The organism is Massilia forsythiae (assembly GCF_012849555.1).
In the GTDB taxonomy this organism is placed as follows: Bacteria; Pseudomonadota; Gammaproteobacteria; order Burkholderiales; family Burkholderiaceae_D; genus Telluria; species Telluria forsythiae.
Window position 1 is genome coordinate 93,645 of record NZ_CP051685.1, and the last position, 17,288, is coordinate 110,932.

The window sequence follows — 17,288 nt, forward strand, 5'->3', positions numbered from 1 at the left end:
AGCCCCGATGACGATTATGCAGGATCGGCGCGCAACCCGCCACGCCGAGTTGGCGCACGAATCCGTGCCAGTTCGGCATATGGGCAACACTCGCCGATGCGCCATGCGCGGCGCACGGCGTCCGTCATGCCGGCCACAGCGGCTGCTCGTCCATCAGCGCGATCTGCTCGCGCAGTTCGAGGATGCGGTCCTGCCAGTAGCGCTGGGTATTGAACCAGGGGAAGGCGGCAGGAAAAGCGGGATCGTTCCAGCGCATCGCCAGCCAGGCCGAATAGTGGACCAGGCGCAGCGTGCGCAAGGCCTCGACCAGGTGCAGCTGGCGCGCGTCGAACTCACAAAAATCCTCGTAGCCGGCCAGCACGTCGCCCAGCTGGCGCACCATCTCGTCGCGCTCGCCCGACAGCAGCATCCACAGGTCCTGCACCGCCGGCCCCATGCGGCTGTCGTCGAAATCGACGAAATGGGGTCCATCGCCGGTCCACAACACGTTGCCGACATGGCAGTCGCCGTGCAGGCGCAGCAAGGGGACGTCCCCGGCGCGCTCGTAGCAGCGCGCGACGCCGTCCAGCGCCTGGTCCAGCACGCTGGCATAGGCGGTCGCCAGCTCCGGCGGAACGAAGCCGTGCTCCAGCAGCCAGGCGCGCGGCGCACGCCCGAACGTGTCCAGGTCGAGCGTGGGCCGCTCCCGGTAAGGGCGCACGCCGCCGGCCGCGTGGATGCGGCCGATGAAGCGGCCGATCCATTCCAGCGTGGCAGGATCCGACAGTTCCGGCGCGCGTCCGCCGCGGCTGGGGAACACGGCGAAGCGGAAGCCCGCATACTCGTGCAGCGTGCGGCCGCCGAGCACGAGCGCCGGCACCACCGGCACTTCCTGCGCCGCCAGCTCCTCGACGAAGGCGTGTTCCTCGAGGATGGCGGCGTCGCTCCAGCGCTGCGGCCGGTAGAACTTGAGCACCACCGGCTGCCCCTCTTCGCGGCCGACCCGATAGACCCGGTTTTCGTAGCTGTTCAGGGCCAGCAGGCGGCCGTCGCCGCGCAGGCCGACGCTGTCGAGGGCGTCGAGCACCGTCAACGGGTCGAGCCGGGAAAAAGGGTGCGCATTCGGGGCGTCCGGCATATCGTCGCCCTGCCCCTGGTTGTCTGTTCGATGATCCATGCCGCCATTGTAAGGCGGGCGGCGCAGGGGCGCTCGGCGTGAGTCGATCTGACGAATTTGCGTCTTTCTCCATACGGCAGCTGTCACATCTGGCAGGCCTTTCCATACTGCCCGAACGAAGCACCGGCCACGAGGCAATTACATCTTTGTCGAATTTGATGAACAAAATACCAATAATCCTATTCACAATGTGCGTGAACGCACCGAAGCACCCTGCATAAATGCGGTTTGATGACACATCAGCACTTGCAACGCCTGTCGCGCTACATGCTGCCCCACCATGGAGATCAAGAACATGAAAAAAGCCCTGCCCCTGACCGCCATCGCCGCGGCCCTCGTCTGGAACGTCGCCGCCGCCCAGGACGCGGCCCAGCCGCCCAAGGCCGAAGCGCACATGCAGAAAGTACTGGACGCATTGAAATCGCTGAACGGCAAGCCGATCGAGACCCTGAGCCCGGAAGAGGCGCGCAAGCAGCCGACCCCGACCGACGCGGTCAAGAAGGTCCTGACCGACATGGGCAAGAGCACGGCGCCGGAAGCCGGCGTCACCGTCAAGGACATGACCGTCCAGGGTCCGGGCGGCAGCTTCCCGGTCCACATCTACACGCCTGAAGGCAAGGGTCCGTTCCCGGTCATGCTGTACTACCACGGCGGCGGCTTCGTGATCGCCGACACCAAGGTGTACGACGCCTCGCCGCGCGCGCTGGCCAAGATGGCCAAGGCGATCATGGTCGCGGTCGACTACCGCCAGGCCCCGGAACACAAGTTCCCGGCCGCCGCGGACGACGCCTATGCCGCCTACACCTGGACCCTGCAGCACGCCAAGGAATTCAACGGCGACCCGATGCGCGTGGCGGTCGGCGGCGAATCGGCCGGCGGCAACCTGGCCACCGTGGTGTCGCTGATGGCGCGCGACAAGAAGGCGCAGATGCCGGTGCACCAGTTGCTGGTCTATCCGGTGGTCGACAACGACATGAACACCCCGTCGTACCAGCGCAACGCCAACGCCAAGCCGCTGAACAAGCCGATGATGGCCTGGTTCTTCAAGCACTACGGCGCCGACCCGTCGAGCCCGTACGCGCTGCCGATGAAGGCGACTTCGCTGAAGGGCCTGCCGTCGGCCACCATCGTCGCCGCCGAGATCGATCCGCTGCTGAGCGAAGGCAAGTCGTACGCCGACCGCCTCAAGAAGGATGGCGTCAAGGTCGACTACAAGGAATACAGCGGCGTGACCCACGAGTTCTTCGGCATGGGCGCCGTGGTACCGAAGGCCAAGGATGCCGAGCAGTTCGCGGCCGACGGCCTCAAGAAGGCATTCGACGCCAAGCGTTGATCGATTCCCGCTCGCTGGACGCCTGAGCGGCGTCCATACGGCGTCCGACGCCCCGCGCCACGGTTCATCACCGTCGCGCGGGGCGTCGCTTTTCGGCACGCCGACGCTTTTCATGGGCATCCGCCGCCGCAGGCGTTACACTGGCGGTTTCACGCAACGCATCCACCGCAACAATGCATCTCGACCAGCCCCTCTCCGAAAAAGAATTCGACGATCTCGACAACTTCCTGCTGTCCGAACGCAGCCCGGAAGACGCGATGACCATGGACACCCTGCACGGCTACCTGACCGCGATCGCGATCGGCCCTGAAACCATCATGCCCGCCGAATGGCTGCCGAAGGTCTGGGGCGGCGAAGGCGAGGCGCCGACGTGGAAGAACGCCAAGGAAGAAGAACGCGTGGTCAACCTGATCATGCGCTTCATGAACGAGGTGCTGGTCACCTTCGAGGTGGCGCCCAAGGAATTCGAGCCGCTGTACGTCGAGCACGAGCACGGCAACGAGACGCTGATCGACGCCGAAGCCTGGTGCTGGGGCTTCTGGGAAGGCATGGAGCTGCGCCCGGGCTCGTGGGACCCGATCTGGACCTCGGAAGCGGCGCCGCTGATGCGCCCGATCTACCTGCTCGGCGCCGACGAGATCGAGGAAAGCGAACTGGCCGAAGTCGAGGATCCGCGCAAGGCGCACAAGCTGGCGCTGGACATCGAGGCCAATTTGCCGGCGATCCACCGCTACTGGCTGCCGCTGCGCAAGGGTGCGGTCGAGACCGTGCGCCGCGAGGAGCCGAAGGTCGGCCGCAACGACGAATGCCCCTGCGGCAGCGGCAAGAAATCCAAGAAGTGCTGCGGCTAGGGGTCAGAGTCCGGTTCAATCGGTTGGGCTCTGACCCCGATGTTCCGCCACCGGCTCCCATCCCCTGCCGGGTACTGATCATGCCTCCTCTGCACACCGGGGTCAGAGCCCATGCAATCAACACCGGGCTCTGACCCCTCGCTCAATCCCGATTCATACAAGGCAGCCAGCAGGTCCGACTGGCTGACGATCCCCACGAACACCCCATCCTGATCCACCACCGGCACGTGGTGCAGTCCGCCATTGCTCATGGCCGGCACCAGCGCCGCGATCGGTTCGTCCACGCGCGCGGTGGTCACCGCCGTGCGCATGAGCTCGGCCACCAGCGCTGGCCGGTCGACGCGCACGCCCAGCAAATGGCCCAGCAGCGCGCGCAGGCGCGAACGCAGGGTCTGGTAATCGTCCAGGCCGACGTGGCGCAGCAGATCGTTCTGGCCGATCATCCCGGCCACGCGGCGCTCGTCGTCCAGCACCGGCAGCGCGTGCAGGTCGTGGCGGCGCAGCAGGCGCCAGGCTTCGGGCAGCGGCGTTTCCGCACGCACCGTCACGGCATCCGTGGACATGATCGCGGCGCAGGTGACGACGCCGAAGCGGCGCTGCCAGGCGCGCATCTCGGTCTCCAGCAGGATGGCTTCCAGATCGTCGCGGCTGACGTCCAGCACCTGGCCGTAGCGCGCCAGTACCGCGTCCAGGTCGTCACTGGTGAAACCGAGGCGCGCGCTCGGCGCCGGGTCTTGCGTGGCGTGCGCGTTGCGCAGCGCCGATTGCTGGGTATGCGGATAGCGGCGTCCGGTCAGGTTGTTGAACACCAGCGCCACCAGCACGATCAGCGACGAATTCAGGCACACCGGCAGCAGCGCGAACTTGAAGCCGGCCGCCGCCACCGCCGGCCCGCCCAGCACCGCCGTCAGCGCCACCGCGCCGCTGGGCGGGTGCAGGCAGCGCAGCAGGAACATCGCCAGGATCGCCAGCGCGCCGGCCAGCGGCGCCGCCAGCATCGGCACGCCGATCGCCTTCATGCAGGCGACCCCGATCAGGGCCGAGATCGTATTCCCGCCGATGACGGACCACGGCTGGGCCAGCGGACTGGCCGGCACGCAGAACAGCAGCACCGCCGAGGCGCCCATCGGCGCCACCAGCGACAGCGGCACGCCCATCGATCCGGTCACCATGTCGCTGAGGAGGTAGGTCACCAGCAGGCCGACCATGGCGCCGGCCACGGCGCGCACCCGCTCGGCGCGCGAGGCCGTCGTCGGCTGCGGCACGAAGGCGCGCAGCCATTCCAACCGTTTATCGAGCATTTGTCACTTTGTCGAAAAATCCGAGATTCGGGGTCAGAGCAGAATGCTGCTCGATTGTGCTCTGACCCCGAATTGCGGTCAGGGTATCAGGCGGGCAATTCTATCAAGATGTCCGGGCGGGAGCAGGCTGTTCAACATTGCTGTACGATGGACGACGCGCGTCTGCGCGCCCCGACTACCGCACACGAGAAGGACAAGAATATGATCAACGCATGCAAGACCACCCTGCTGGCCGCCCTGGTGGCCGCCCTGCCCGCCGCCTTCGCGCCGGCCCACGCGGCCGCGCCGATGGTCAAGACCCCGGCGCCCGGCTTCTTCCGCATCATGGTGGGCGACTTCGAGGTCACGCCGGTCAACGACGGCACCGTCGACCTGCCGGTCGACCAGTTGCTGCGCCAGAAACCGGAACAGACCCGTGCCACCCTGGAAAAGAACTTCCTCAAGGCGCCGCTGGAAACCTCGGACAATGCCTTTTTGATCAATACCGGCAGCAAGCTGGTGCTGGTCGACACCGGCGCCGGCGCCCTGTTCGGCCCGACCCTCGGTAAATTCGTCAACAACCTGAAGGCGGCCGGCTACCAGCCCGAGCAGATCGACGAGATCTACATCACCCACATGCACGGCGACCACGTGGGCGGCCTGGTAAACAGTGGCCAGCGCGTGTTTCCGAACGCGGTCGTGCGCGCCGGCAAGGCCGATGCCGACTTCTGGCTGAGCCAGGCGAACATGGACAAGGCGCCGGCCGACAAGAAGAGCTTCTTCCAGGGCGCGATGACGGCCATCAATCCCTACGTCCAGGCCGGCAAGTTCAAGCCCATCGACGGTGCCGGCCAGCTGGTGCCGGGCGTGTCCGCCATGCCGGAACACGGCCACACGCCGGGCCACACCAGTTACGTGGTGGAAAGCCGCGGCCAGAAACTGGTGCTGATGGGCGACCTGATCCACGTGGCGTCGGTCCAGTTCGACAATCCGCAGGTGACGATCGGCTTCGACAGCGACGAAAAGGCGGCATACGCATCGCGCAAGCAGGTGTTCGACGATGCGGCCAAGAACGGCTACCTGGTCGGCGGGGCGCACCTGCAGTTTCCGGGACTGGGACATATCGCCGGCCAGGGCAAGGGGTATCGCTGGATTCCGGTGAATTACACGCAGATGCGTTGATGATGTCGTTCCCGGCCTCGGCGGCCCCCTTGGCGGGAACCCATACTGAGCAAGAGAATTCCTTACCATTGAAGCAACTGGAATATTTCAGAAATAACGACTGTGGATACTCAGCATGGGTCCCCGCCTTCGCGGGGACGACGTTTACTGGTACGAGGTCATGGGCAATGGCGACGTAGCTGAAACGAGCCACGCTACGCTTCGAGTGCCTTTCCCAGCGGTACTACATCGGCCAGCACCCGCGCCAGCTTGTCCATGTCGACCGGCTTCACCAAGTGGTGATCGAAGCCGGCTTCCAGCGCCGTGCGGCGATCCTGTTCCTGGCCGTAGCCGGTGACGGCCACCAGCACCATGCCCGCGGTGCGCGGGTCGGCGCGCAGGCGGCGCGCCATCTCGTTGCCGTCCATGTCGGGCAGGCCGATGTCCAGCAGCGCCGCGTCCGGGCGCTCGTCGAGCGCGCGCGCCAGGCCGCGCGGCGATTCGTTTTCCACCGCAACGGCGTAGCCGCAGGCTTCCAGCAGCATGCCCAGCGTGGCGGCGGCGTCGACGTTGTCGTCCACCACCAGCAGGCGCAGCGGCGCGGCTTCCCCGGCCGCGGCCTGGCCCGCCTCCGGCAGGGACGACGATGCGGCCTGCGCCAGCGGCTGCATCAGCGGCAGCGCCACCTCGAAGCTGCTGCCCTGCCCCAGTCCCGGGCTGTAACAGGCGACCGTGCCGCCATGCAACTCGACCAGGTTCTTGACCAGCGCCAGGCCCAGCCCCAGGCCGCCCTGCGAGCGGTCGGACGAACGCTTGGCCTGGGTGAACAGGTCGAACACGTGTTCGGTCAGTGCCGGCTCCATGCCGATGCCCTCGTCGCGCACGGCCAGGCGCAGGTATGCCGCGTCGGCATCGGCCATCAGCTCGATGCGGCATCCTTCGGGCGTGTACTTGGCGGCATTGCCGAGCAGGTTGGCCAGCACCTGCACCAGGCGCGCGCGGTCGCCCAGCACGCTGGCGTCCGGGCGCGCGACGGCGACCTGCAGGTGCTGGCGGCGCGCCTCGAACATCGGCCGCACCTGCTCGATCGCCTCGTCGACGATGGTGCGCGCCGTCACCGGCGCGCGCGCCAGCGTCACCAGCCCACGGGTGACGCGCGACACGTCCAGCAGGTCGTCCACCAGGCTGGTCATGTGGCGCACCTGGCGGCCGATGATGGCGCTGCTCTGGCGCACGCGCGCCTCGTCCAGGCGGCCGATGCGCAGCAGGTCGGCGGCGGCGCTGATCGGCGCCAGCGGGTTGCGCAGCTCGTGCGCCAGCATCGCCAGGAATTCGTCTTTTCTCTGGTCGGCGGCGCGCAGCTTGGCCGTGGCCTGCTTGCTGGCGCTGATGTCGAGGAAGAAGCAGACCACGCCGCCGTCGCGCGTCGGATAGGCGCGCACCTCGAACCAGTTTTCCGTGCCGTCCGGCGCATCGTAGCTGAACTCGACGCTGCCGGCCACGCGCGCCTGCATCACCTCGTGGTATAGCTGCCCGGCCGGGCCGTGCTCGACCTCGGGCCAGACATCCCAATGCTTCCTGCCGATCACCTGCGCGGCGCTGCGGTGCGCGAGGCGCAGACCCTCGGCATTCACCTGCAGAACGGTCCAGTCGCGGCCGATCAGGATGAAGCCCTCGGCGATGCTGTCCAGAATGATCTGGCTGCGGTCGCGCTCCGCGCGCAGCGCGGCGTGGGCGCGCGCCAGGTCGACCGCGCTCCACAAGCGTTCCGACATGCCGCGCGCCAGCGCGATCTCGGCTTCGCTCCAGCGGTGCGGCGCGCTGCAGCCGAGCGCCAGGAAGGACAGCAGTTCGCCCCCTTTCACCAGCGGCACCAGCAGGCTGGCGACCACGCCGATGGCGGCGTAGGCATCGCGGTGGGCCGCGGTACGCGTGTCACTGCGCGCATCCTCGATCGCGATCACCTCACCGGCGCGGCCGGCGCGCGCCACCTCGGGGCCGAAGGCGTCGATCGCGAATACCTGCCCCGCCATGCCGGACAGTCCCTGGCGCTGCCAGTCGCGCGCGACGGAGAACGTGTGGCCGCGCGCATCCACCTCGCCGTACATCACGCGCTCTACCTGCAGCGCTTCGCCGAGCAGCGCGCTGGCGGTGTAGATCGCTTCGTCGGCCGAGGTAAGCGGACGCAGCGCATCGGCCAGCGCCAGCTCGAAGGCGGCGCGGCGCTCGGCCTGCACACGCTGGGTGGTTTCGATGTTGGTGCAGTACATGCCCATCACCCGGCCCGCGCCGTCGTGCAGCGGCGAATAGGAAAAGGTGAACCAGGTGCGCTCGCGGTAGCCGTGGCGCTCCATGACCAGCGGCAGGTCTTCGAAATACGCGGATTTGTTGGACAGCGCGCGGTCGACGATCGGCACCAGGTCGGGCCAGATCTCGGCCCAGATGACGTGGAACGGCTGGCCGAAGGCCCACGGATGCTTGGCGCCGAGGATGGGGATATAGGCGTCGTTGTACAGGAAGCGCAATTCCGGCCCCCAGCAGACGAACATCGGAAAGGCGGAGCTGACCGCCATCGACACCGCCGTCGTCAGTTCGGGAGGCCAGTCCGATGGCGGACCGAGCGGCGACGCGCTCCAGTCGCATTCGCTCAGGAGGCGCCGCACGTCGCTCTGGCCGCCGAGGCCGGCAGTGGTACGCAAGATATCAGCCATGGGTAAATTCTCGCATACCTTGCTGGCCGGGTCATTCACATTTGCAACGACGAATGACACAATTTGCTGCCGTGTGCGCCTGGTGCGGCTGCGCACTACGGATTACGCGTTACAGCTTAATGAAATGCTCGCGGTAGTAACGCAGTTCCTCGATCGACTCGATGATGTCGGCCAGCGCGGTATGCTTCTGCGCCTTCTTGAAACCGGACGCCAGTTCCGGCTTCCAGCGGCGGCACAGTTCCTTCAGGGTCGAGACGTCCAGGTTACGGTAGTGGAAAAAGGCTTCCAGCTTGGGCATGCCGCGCGCCATGAAGCGGCGGTCCTGGCAGATCGAGTTGCCGCACATCGGCGACTTGCCGGCCGGGACGTACTGCTTCAAAAAGGCGATCAGTTCCTGCTCGGCGCGTGCCTCGTCGACGGTGGAGGCCTTGACGCGGTCGATCAGGCCGGAACGGCCGTGCGTGCCCTTGTTCCAGTTGTCCATCTTGTCCAGCGTGGCGTCGCTCTGGTGGATGGCGAACACCGGGCCTTCGGCGATGACGTTCAGGTCAGGGTCGGTGACCACGGCGGCGACTTCGATGATGCGGTCGCCGTCCGGGTCGAGGCCGGTCATTTCCATGTCGATCCAGACCAGGTTCAATTCATTCGGACGCTGAGGGGCGTTGCCGGCTTGCGTTTCAATCGCTTGTGACATAATTCTCTCTTGATGAGGGGTCTTCCCCCGATACGTTTCCAATAAACCGAATTTGGAAAAACCTGCATTTTCTCACAGGCACAGGATGCTTTCATTCTCGTTTTCGCTGTTGTTCGTCTTTTTCTTCGTGCTGACGCTGGCGCTGCGCAGCTGGCTGGCCACGCGCCACGTGCGCCATGTGCTGCGCCATCGCGACCGCGTGCCGGCCGAGTTCGCCGCAAGCATTCCGCTGGAAGCGCACCGCAAGGCGGCCGACTACACCGTCGCCAAGACCCGCTACGGCCTGTTCCACGCCTTGTTCAGCGGACTGGTGCTGATCGGCTTCACGCTGCTGGGCGGGCTGCAGGCCTTGTCCGGCGCCCTGTTGCAGGCGTTCGGCCCGGGCATGGCCTACCAGGTCGCGCTGGTGGCGGCGTTCGCGGCCGTCTCGGGCGCGCTCGACCTGCCGTTCTCGTACTGGTTCCAGTTCGTGCTGGAAGAGCGCTTCGGCTTCAACAAGATGCAGCCGGGCCTGTGGTGGCGCGACCTGGCCAAGAGCACCGCGCTCGGCGCCGCGCTCGTGCTGCCGCTGCTGTGGGCGGTGCTGTTCCTGATGGAGCGCGCCGGCAGCCTGTGGTGGCTATATACGTGGCTGGTGTGGAGCGGCTTCCAGCTGCTGATGATGGTGGTCTATCCGCTCTTCATCGCGCCGCTGTTCAACAAGTTCACCCCGCTCGCCGACGACTCGCTGAAAGCACGCATCGAAGGCCTGATGGCACGCACCGGCTTCGCCGCCAAGGGCCTGTTCGTGATGGACGGCAGCAAGCGATCCAGCCACGGCAACGCCTATTTTTCCGGCTTCGGCGCCAACAAGCGCATCGTGTTCTTCGACACCCTGATCGAGCGCCTGGCGCCGCCCGAGGTCGAGGCCGTGCTGGCGCACGAACTCGGCCACTTCAAGCTCAAGCACATCGTCAAGCGCATCGCCGCGATGTTCGCGCTGTCGCTGGTATTCCTGGCCATGCTCGGCTGGCTCAAGGGCCAGGCCTGGTTCTACACCGGCCTGGGCGTGACGCCGCTGCTGGGCGCGCCCAACGACGCGATGGCGCTGCTGCTGTTCAGCCTGGCGCTGCCGGTATTCCTATTCCCGTTCGCCCCGCTGTCCTCGTTCGGCTCGCGCAAGCACGAGTTCGAAGCCGATGCCTTCGCCGCCCGCCACAGCGACGCGCGCGACCTGGTCTCGGCGCTGGTCAAAATGTATGAAGACAATGCTTCTACCCTGACGCCGGACCCGGTCCACTCCCTGTTCTACGATTCGCACCCGCCGGCTTCGATCCGCGTGCGCCACCTGCAAACCGGAGCCGCGGCATGAGCAAGCACGAAGAACTGCGCGGCACCATCGTCGCCGCCCACGGCCGCCACTACCTGGCCGACGTCGACGGCGCGTTCATGCAGTGCGTCACGCGCGGCAAGAAGACCAACGTCGCGGTGGGCGACATCGTGCACCTGAAGCGCACCTCGGCGGACCAGGCGGTGATCGAAAGGATCGCCGAACGCTCCACCTTGCTGTACCGCTCGGACCAGTACAAGTCGAAGCTGCTGGCGGCCAACATCACGCGCCTGTTCATCGTCATCGCCACCGAGCCGAGCTTCACCGACGACCTGGTATCGCGCGCGCTGGTGGCGTGCGAGGCGGCCGGCATCGAGGCGCACCTGATCCTCAACAAGATCGACGTCACCGAGGGACTCGAACGCGCCCGCCGGCGCGCGGCGCTGTACACCGGCATGGGCTATCCGCTGCACGAAGTCTCGGCCACCGCCGACCCGCAGGGCGCGGTGGCGACACTGTCGCCGCTGCTGGCCGGGCAATCGTCGATCCTGATCGGCCAGTCCGGCATGGGCAAGTCCTCGCTGGTGAACTTGCTGATTCCGGACGCCGACATCGCCGTGCGCGAGATCTCGGAAGCGCTCGACACCGGCAAGCACACCACCACCTTCACGCGACTGTACAAGCTACCCGACAGCCAGGGCGGCGGCAGCGTGATCGATTCGCCCGGCTTCCAGGAATTCGGCCTGTACCACCTCAGCGAAGGCATGCTGGAACGCGCCTTCGTCGACTTCAAGCCGTATCTCGGCGGCTGCAAGTACTACAACTGCCGCCACCTGGCCGAGCCGCAATGCGCGATCCTGCAGGCGGTCGCGGACGGCCAGATCTCGCCCCTGCGCCACGAACTGTATGCCCAGCTGCTGCACGAGTCGGCGCAAACCTTGTATTGACAAGGTTTTTGCTGACGGCTTAGCTTGCCTAATGATAATTTTTCGAAAGGCAAGCGAAACCGCTTATAATTTAGAGGATCATCGCATCCCGAATACGACATGGCTGGCCAGAATCCCATCAAGCACTTCCTGCAGTTCTCCGATTTCACCCGCGACGAGTTCGAGTACGTGATCGAGCGTACCAAGCTCATCAAGCGCAAGTTCAAGAACTACGAGGTCTACCACCCGCTGGTCGACCGCACGCTGGTGATGGTGTTCGAAAAGAGCTCGACGCGCACGCGATTGAGCTTCGAGGCCGGCATGCACCAGCTCGGCGGCGCCGCCATCTACCTGAACACACGCGACAGCCAGCTCGGCCGCGGCGAACCGGTGGAAGACGCCGGCCAGGTCATGAGCCGCATGTGCGACATCATCATGGTGCGCACCTTCGGCCAGGACATCATCGAGCGCTTCGCCTCGCATTCGCGCGTTCCCGTGATCAACGGCCTGACCAACGAGCACCACCCATGCCAGGTGCTGGCGGACATCTTCACCTTCCATGAGCACCGCGGCTCGATCGCCGGCAAGACGGTGGCCTGGATCGGCGACGCCAACAACATGCTGTACTCCTGGTTGCAGGCGGCCGAGGTGTTCGGCTTCCACCTGAACGTGTCGACCCCGGCCGGCTACGACATCGACCCGGCGCTGGTCAAGACCGACCGCTACACCGTGTTCGCCAATCCGTCCGACGCCTGCGAAGGCGCGCACCTGGTCACCACCGACGTCTGGACCAGCATGGGCTACGAAAAGGAAAACGCCGAGCGCCTGAAGGCCTTCGACGGCTTCATCGTCGACGGCGCCAAGATGGCGCGCGCGACGCCCGACGCGCTGTTCATGCACTGCCTGCCGGCGCACCGCGGCGAAGAAGTCGCGGCCGAGGTCATCGACGGCCCGCAGTCGGTCGTCTGGGACGAGGCCGAGAACCGCCTGCACGTGCAGAAGGCGCTGATCGAGTACTTGCTGCTGGGCCGTATCGAAAACAAGTAAGCGCAGCATCCCGGCTTTCATTACCATTGCATCACCCAAGCTTGATCGTCGGCGCGCCGTTTCCCCGAACCCGGGAACAGCGCGCGCCGGCTGACCATTGAACCCTCCTCCACGTCTCACATCATCGGAATTTCCATGAGCGACATTAAAAAAGTAGTCCTCGCCTACTCCGGCGGCCTCGACACCTCCGTCATCCTGAAATGGCTGCAGGATCACTACCACTGCGAAATCGTCACCTTCACCGCCGACCTCGGCCAGGGCGAAGAGCTGGAACCGGCGCGCGCCAAGGCGATCAAGTTCGGCATCAAGCCGGAAAACATCTACATCGACGACGTGCGCGAGGAATTCGTGCGCGACTTCGTGTTCCCGATGTTCCGCGCGAATACCGTGTACGAAGGCGAGTACCTGCTGGGCACGTCGATCGCGCGTCCGCTGATCGCCAAGCGCCTGATCGAAATCGCCAATGAAACCGGCGCAGACGCCGTGTCGCACGGCGCCACCGGCAAGGGCAACGACCAGGTGCGCTTCGAGCTGGGCGCGTATGCGCTGAAGCCGGACGTCAAGATCATCGCCCCGTGGCGCGAATGGGACCTGCTGTCGCGCGAAAAGCTGCTGAAATACGCGGAAGACGCCGGCATCGACATCGACATGAAGCACAAGAACGGCGGCGCGCCGTACTCGATGGACGCCAACCTGCTGCACATCAGCTTCGAGGGCCGCCACCTGGAAAACCCGAGCGCGGAAGCCGAGGAATCGATGTGGCGCTGGACCGTGTCGCCGGAACAGGCGCCGGACGAAGCCGAGTACCTGGACATCGAATACGCGCGCGGCGACATCGTCGGCCTGAATGGCGTCAAGATGAGCCCGGCCCAGGTGCTGACCGAGTTGAACCGCCTGGGCGGCAAGCACGGCATCGGCCGCCTCGACCTGGTGGAAAACCGCTACGTCGGCATGAAGTCGCGCGGCTGCTACGAAACCCCGGGCGGCACCATCATGCTGCGCGCCCACCGCGCGATCGAATCGATCACGCTGGACCGCGAAGTGGCGCACCTGAAGGACGACCTGATGCCGCGCTACGCCTCGCTGATCTACAACGGCTACTGGTGGGCGCCGGAACGCGTCGCGCTGCAGACGCTGATCGACCACACCCAGCAGACGGTCAACGGCTGGGTGCGCATCAAGCTGTACAAGGGCAACGTGATCGTGGTGTCGCGCGATTCGAAGACGGATTCGCTGTTCGACATGAACATCGCCACCTTCGACGAGGACGGCGGCGCCTACAACCAGGCCGACGCCGGCGGCTTCATCAAGCTGAACGCGCTGCGCATGCGCATCGCGGCCAAGGCGCGCGCCAAGCGCGGGCAGTAAAGGCATGCTCGGCTTGCCGCGCTTGCGGCAGGCCGGTACAGCGCCATGCGGAAAGCCGCCGATCTGGAAGGATCGGCGGCTTTTTTGTATTTGTTTGCTTCGAAACCGTCGTCCCCGCGGAGGCGGGGACCCATGCTGAGCATCCACAGTTGGTATTTCTGAAATATGCCAGTTGCTTCGATGGTAATGAATTCTGTTGCTCAGTATGGGGTAAAGAATGCCAGTGGCATTCTTCACCCTGCGCGGGGACGACGAGCTATGGGTTAAAGCAGAGATAACGCTTATCTTGGACAGCAGTGCGCCTGCGCGGGGACGACGAGCAAGCGGGTCCGGCCTGGCGCACTCTCGCAAAAAAAACCGCCCTCCCCCGCACCCGGGAGAGGACGGCCGGGATCCGTCCCGCCCGGCGCCGTCCCTGGTCCGCACCGCCCCCACGGCATGCGGACCACGGGCGGCGCCGTGGATGGCGGGATGCTCCCCGAAACTCAGAAGTGGAAGTTGGCGGTCAGGGTCGCCCAGCGCGGCGCGCCCGGCGTATAGCGGTAGCCGCTCTTGTTGATCGCCGCCACGTATTCCTTGTCGAACAGGTTGTACACGTTCAGGCGCAGGTCGACGTAGCGGTTCACGCTGTACTCGGCCATGGCGTCGGCCACCCAGTAGGCGTTGGTGTAGGCCGGGGTACCGACCGCGCCGTCGGTGCCGCGCAGCAGGCGGCCGTTGTAGCGCGCGCCGCCGCCGATCTTGACGCCCATCGGCAGCGTGTACGTGGTCCAGCTGGTGAAGGCGTGCTTGGGCGTGTAGGTCAGCGAATTCTCGCCGGAAGCGCTGATCACCCTGCCCGCTTCGACCTTGGTGTCCATCCAGGTATAGCCGGCGCTCAGCAGCCAGTTGCGCGCCAGTTCCCCGGTCGCGCCCAATTCCACGCCCTGCACGCGCTTGCGGCCGGTCTGGTAGTAGCGCAGGTCGACCGGGTCCTGCTCGACCTCGTTCTTGACCTCGGTACGGTACAGCGCCGCGCTCACGCCCATCTTCTTGTCCAGCAGGTCCCACTTGGTGCCGACTTCGGTGGTGACGCTCACCTGCGGCTGGAAGATCGGATTCGAGGCGCTGTTGGCGCTGCCGCTCAACGCCAGGTTCGAGCCGGGCGGCTGCTTCGAGTTGGCCCACAGGGCGTACACGCTGCTGTTGGCGGTCGGCTTGTAGGTGGCCGACAGCTTTCCGCTGACCAGCTGGTCCGACACTTCGAAGTGGGCCGGGATCTGGGTGTTCACCGGCAGCGTCGGGTTGGCGGCGGCGGTCGAGAGCGTCACCGCGTCGTAGGTGGTGTCGAAGTGGTCCAGGCGTACCGAGGCGCCCAGCAGCCACTGTTCGCCGATCTTGATGGTGTCCAGCAGGTAACCCGACTCGGTGACCGATTCGCCCTGCGTGCGGGCGCCGTTGCGTACCGGGCTCAAGGCGGTCGGCTGGATGCCCGGCACCGGGCGGTACAGGTTGGCCGGCACCAGGGCGCCGAGGCCGGTATTGGTCCAGTTGTTCTGCTTTTCGTCGGTCAGGTCGAGGCCGGCCACCAGGGTGTGCTTCAGGCCATTGGTGTCGAAATCGGCGGTCAGCGTGGTCTGGTTGGCCAGGATCGTGTTGCGCTGGTCCTTGTTGGTGCGCGTGGTGCGGGCCAGCAGCCAAGTCGACGGATCGGCGGTGCGCACGGCCGGATAGGTGGCGCTCGGCGCGGTGATGATGTTGGCGGTGGTGCCCATGAAGGCGCTCAGCAGGTAGAACTGCTGGGTCTTGCCGTAGCGGCTGGTGTTACGCAGGCGCAGCTTCGGGCTGAACTCGTGGTCGATGATGACCGTGCCCATGTCGGCCTTGACGTGGTCGAAGTCGGCGGCCGAGCCATAGAAATTCTGCGGGTCCACCTTGGCCGCCGTCGCCAGTTCGGTGCGGGTCGCCGCCGGCGGGGTGTAGCCCGGCAGGCCGATGGTCGGCACGCCGCCGTCCGGCAGGTTGTCCTGCTTGACGTGCAGGTAATCGATGTACAGGCGGGTGCCGCCGTTCAGGCCGAAGGCCAGCGACGGCGCGATGCCCCAGCGCTTGTTCTTGACGACGTCGCGCGCCGGGTTGCCGCTGTCCTGGTCGAGCAGGTTGAGGCGCAGCGCGGTGCCGCTGGCGGCATCCAGCACGACGTTCAGGTCTGCGCTGCCGCGGCGGTTGTGGGCGCTGCCGGCGGTCACGCTGGCGCCGTTGCTGTTCTTCAGGAACGGCTGCTTGGTATTCAGGTTGATCGAGCCGGTGGGGGCGCCGCGGCCGTTGTCGGTGCCGGCCGGGCCCTTCAATACGTCGATCTGCTCGATGTTGAAGACGTCGCGCGAGACCGAGCCGATGTCGCGGATGCCGTCCACGAACAGGCTGCCCGAGCTGTCGAAGCCGCGCATGTAGATGGCGTCGCCGGTATTGGTGCTGCCGTTTTCGCCCAGGAAAAAGGTGCCGACGCCCGGCGTGTTGCGCAGCGCTTCGGTCAGCGTGGTGGCGCCCTGCTGCTGGAACAATTCCTTCTTGATCACCATGATGGTCTGCGGCGTGTCGACCAGCGCTTCGGTGTACTTGGCCGAGCCGGCGCGGTCGGCCTTGTATTCGTTCTCGCGTTCGCCGTTGATGTGGACCTCGTGCGGACGGGCCGATTGGGCGTCGGCGGGTTCGACGGCAGGCGCTGCCGCTGCCGGCGCGGCGGCCGGTGCATCGGCGGCGCTGGCGGCATGGCCGGCCAGCGGCAGCAGGATGGCGAGCGCGGCGGCGCTGGTGGAACGCAGGGAAAGCGGCGAATGTTTACGGCTGGTGATGTGCTTGGACGGTTTCATGTGGTCGTTGAACGTTGTCTTTGAATAATTATTGCAACGCCAAGCACTTTAACAAGAATTTATCTCCATGTAAACGCGAATCATTCTCATTTTCGTTTCATTCAACGTCTTGCCAACACTCTCGTTCCGCGCCATGATGCTTTTTCGACAAATTCGAGGAGGCGCCAAGGGCGAGACCGGCGCGGACGAGCAGCGCCCCTGCCTGCGCAGCGGCGCATGCGGCACGAGCTATCGGATATCGTTGTATCGGGCGGAAAGGATGCGCACGGCTAGCCTAGGCTGGCCCCGGCGCGTGGTGGAGAATGGCGTAGTGGCGGGCGGAAATTCAGGAGATGGTGCGACGTTCGTTCAAGAGCTTTTCGAACTTGAGGCGCTGCACCCGCGTCTCTTCGATCAGCCGTTCGGACGCTTTCAGGTCTTCCTGGAACAGCTTGAATAATTCCCTCAGTTTTTTCATCACGACCACACGCACCGACAAGGCAAAACAGCATTTTATTGCCACTCGGCATTTCCAACCGTGCGCCAGCGCACCCTCGTGCAACGCCGGCATGCGGTAATCCGATCGGTTCTATGTCCGTTGCCGCACCGACTTGTTTTACA

Annotated in this window: 13 protein-coding genes; 7 read left to right on the forward strand and 6 right to left on the reverse strand. The window is 65.6% G+C overall.

Annotated elements, in window-relative coordinates; genetic code table 11:
- Window positions 1-124: 124 nt before the first annotated feature.
- The gene (locus HH212_RS00495; RefSeq protein WP_169433604.1) at window positions 125-1,156 is read right to left on the reverse strand and encodes a serine/threonine protein kinase; all 1,032 of its coding nucleotides are present in this window, start codon (window positions 1,154-1,156) and stop codon (window positions 125-127) included.
- 295 nt (window positions 1,157-1,451) lie between these two features.
- On the opposite strand from HH212_RS00495, the gene HH212_RS00500 reads away from it, so the two are divergent.
- Together HH212_RS00500 and HH212_RS00505 are read left to right on the forward strand one after the other, a co-directional pair.
- Window positions 1,452-2,489 (forward strand): alpha/beta hydrolase, encoded by a 1,038-nt coding sequence (locus tag HH212_RS00500; RefSeq protein ID WP_211172433.1) that lies wholly within the window; start codon window positions 1,452-1,454, stop codon window positions 2,487-2,489.
- Between the two features lie 173 nt (window positions 2,490-2,662).
- Window positions 2,663-3,340: a UPF0149 family protein gene (locus HH212_RS00505; protein ID WP_169433605.1), complete on the forward strand. Its 678-nt coding sequence runs from the start codon at window positions 2,663-2,665 to the stop codon at window positions 3,338-3,340.
- Here the strand turns inward: HH212_RS00505 and HH212_RS00510 are convergent.
- Window positions 3,337-4,641: an HPP family protein gene (locus HH212_RS00510; RefSeq protein ID WP_169433606.1), complete on the reverse strand. Its 1,305-nt coding sequence runs from the start codon at window positions 4,639-4,641 to the stop codon at window positions 3,337-3,339. The genes HH212_RS00505 and HH212_RS00510 overlap by 4 nt on opposite strands.
- 201 nt (window positions 4,642-4,842) lie before the next feature.
- On the opposite strand from HH212_RS00510, the gene HH212_RS00515 reads away from it, so the two are divergent.
- A complete protein-coding gene (locus HH212_RS00515; RefSeq protein ID WP_169433607.1) occupies window positions 4,843-5,802 on the forward strand; it encodes an MBL fold metallo-hydrolase in 960 nt (319 codons plus the stop codon).
- Between the two features lie 194 nt (window positions 5,803-5,996).
- On the opposite strand, the gene HH212_RS00520 is transcribed toward HH212_RS00515, so the two are convergent.
- Together HH212_RS00520 and orn are read right to left on the reverse strand one after the other, a co-directional pair.
- Window positions 5,997-8,492: a hybrid sensor histidine kinase/response regulator gene (locus HH212_RS00520; RefSeq protein ID WP_169433608.1), complete on the reverse strand. Its 2,496-nt coding sequence runs from the start codon at window positions 8,490-8,492 to the stop codon at window positions 5,997-5,999.
- Window positions 8,493-8,601: 109 nt separating this feature from the next.
- Window positions 8,602-9,186 carry an oligoribonuclease gene (gene orn, locus HH212_RS00525; protein ID WP_169433609.1) on the reverse strand — a complete coding sequence of 195 codons (585 nt, stop codon included), beginning with the start codon at window positions 9,184-9,186 and terminating at the stop codon, window positions 8,602-8,604.
- A gap of 85 nt (window positions 9,187-9,271) precedes the next feature.
- On the opposite strand from orn, the gene HH212_RS00530 reads away from it, so the two are divergent.
- The 4 genes from HH212_RS00530 to HH212_RS00545 all read left to right on the forward strand — a co-directional run bounded on the left by HH212_RS00530 (window position 9,272) and on the right by HH212_RS00545 (window position 13,836).
- Complete coding sequence (locus HH212_RS00530; RefSeq protein ID WP_169433610.1) at window positions 9,272-10,537, forward strand: M48 family metallopeptidase; 1,266 nt, start codon at window positions 9,272-9,274, stop codon at window positions 10,535-10,537.
- Window positions 10,534-11,442, forward strand: coding sequence for a ribosome small subunit-dependent GTPase A (rsgA, locus tag HH212_RS00535; RefSeq protein ID WP_169433611.1), 909 nt, complete (start codon window positions 10,534-10,536; stop codon window positions 11,440-11,442). The genes HH212_RS00530 and rsgA overlap by 4 nt, the downstream gene beginning before the upstream one ends.
- A 99-nt stretch (window positions 11,443-11,541) precedes the next feature.
- Window positions 11,542-12,468, forward strand: coding sequence for an ornithine carbamoyltransferase (gene argF / locus HH212_RS00540; RefSeq protein WP_169433612.1), 927 nt, complete (start codon window positions 11,542-11,544; stop codon window positions 12,466-12,468).
- A 135-nt stretch (window positions 12,469-12,603) separates the two neighbouring features.
- Window positions 12,604-13,836, forward strand: a complete 1,233-nt coding sequence (locus HH212_RS00545) for an argininosuccinate synthase (protein WP_169433613.1) — start codon at window positions 12,604-12,606, stop codon at window positions 13,834-13,836.
- A 485-nt stretch (window positions 13,837-14,321) separates the two neighbouring features.
- Here the strand turns inward: HH212_RS00545 and HH212_RS00550 are convergent, their stop codons facing one another.
- Together HH212_RS00550 and HH212_RS00555 are read right to left on the reverse strand one after the other, a co-directional pair.
- Complete coding sequence (locus HH212_RS00550) at window positions 14,322-16,688, reverse strand: catecholate siderophore receptor Fiu (protein ID WP_169433614.1); 2,367 nt, start codon at window positions 16,686-16,688, stop codon at window positions 14,322-14,324.
- A 325-nt stretch (window positions 16,689-17,013) separates the two neighbouring features.
- Window positions 17,014-17,238, reverse strand: a complete 225-nt coding sequence (locus HH212_RS00555; RefSeq protein ID WP_169433615.1) for a hypothetical protein — start codon at window positions 17,236-17,238, stop codon at window positions 17,014-17,016.
- Window positions 17,239-17,288 lie beyond the last annotated feature (50 nt).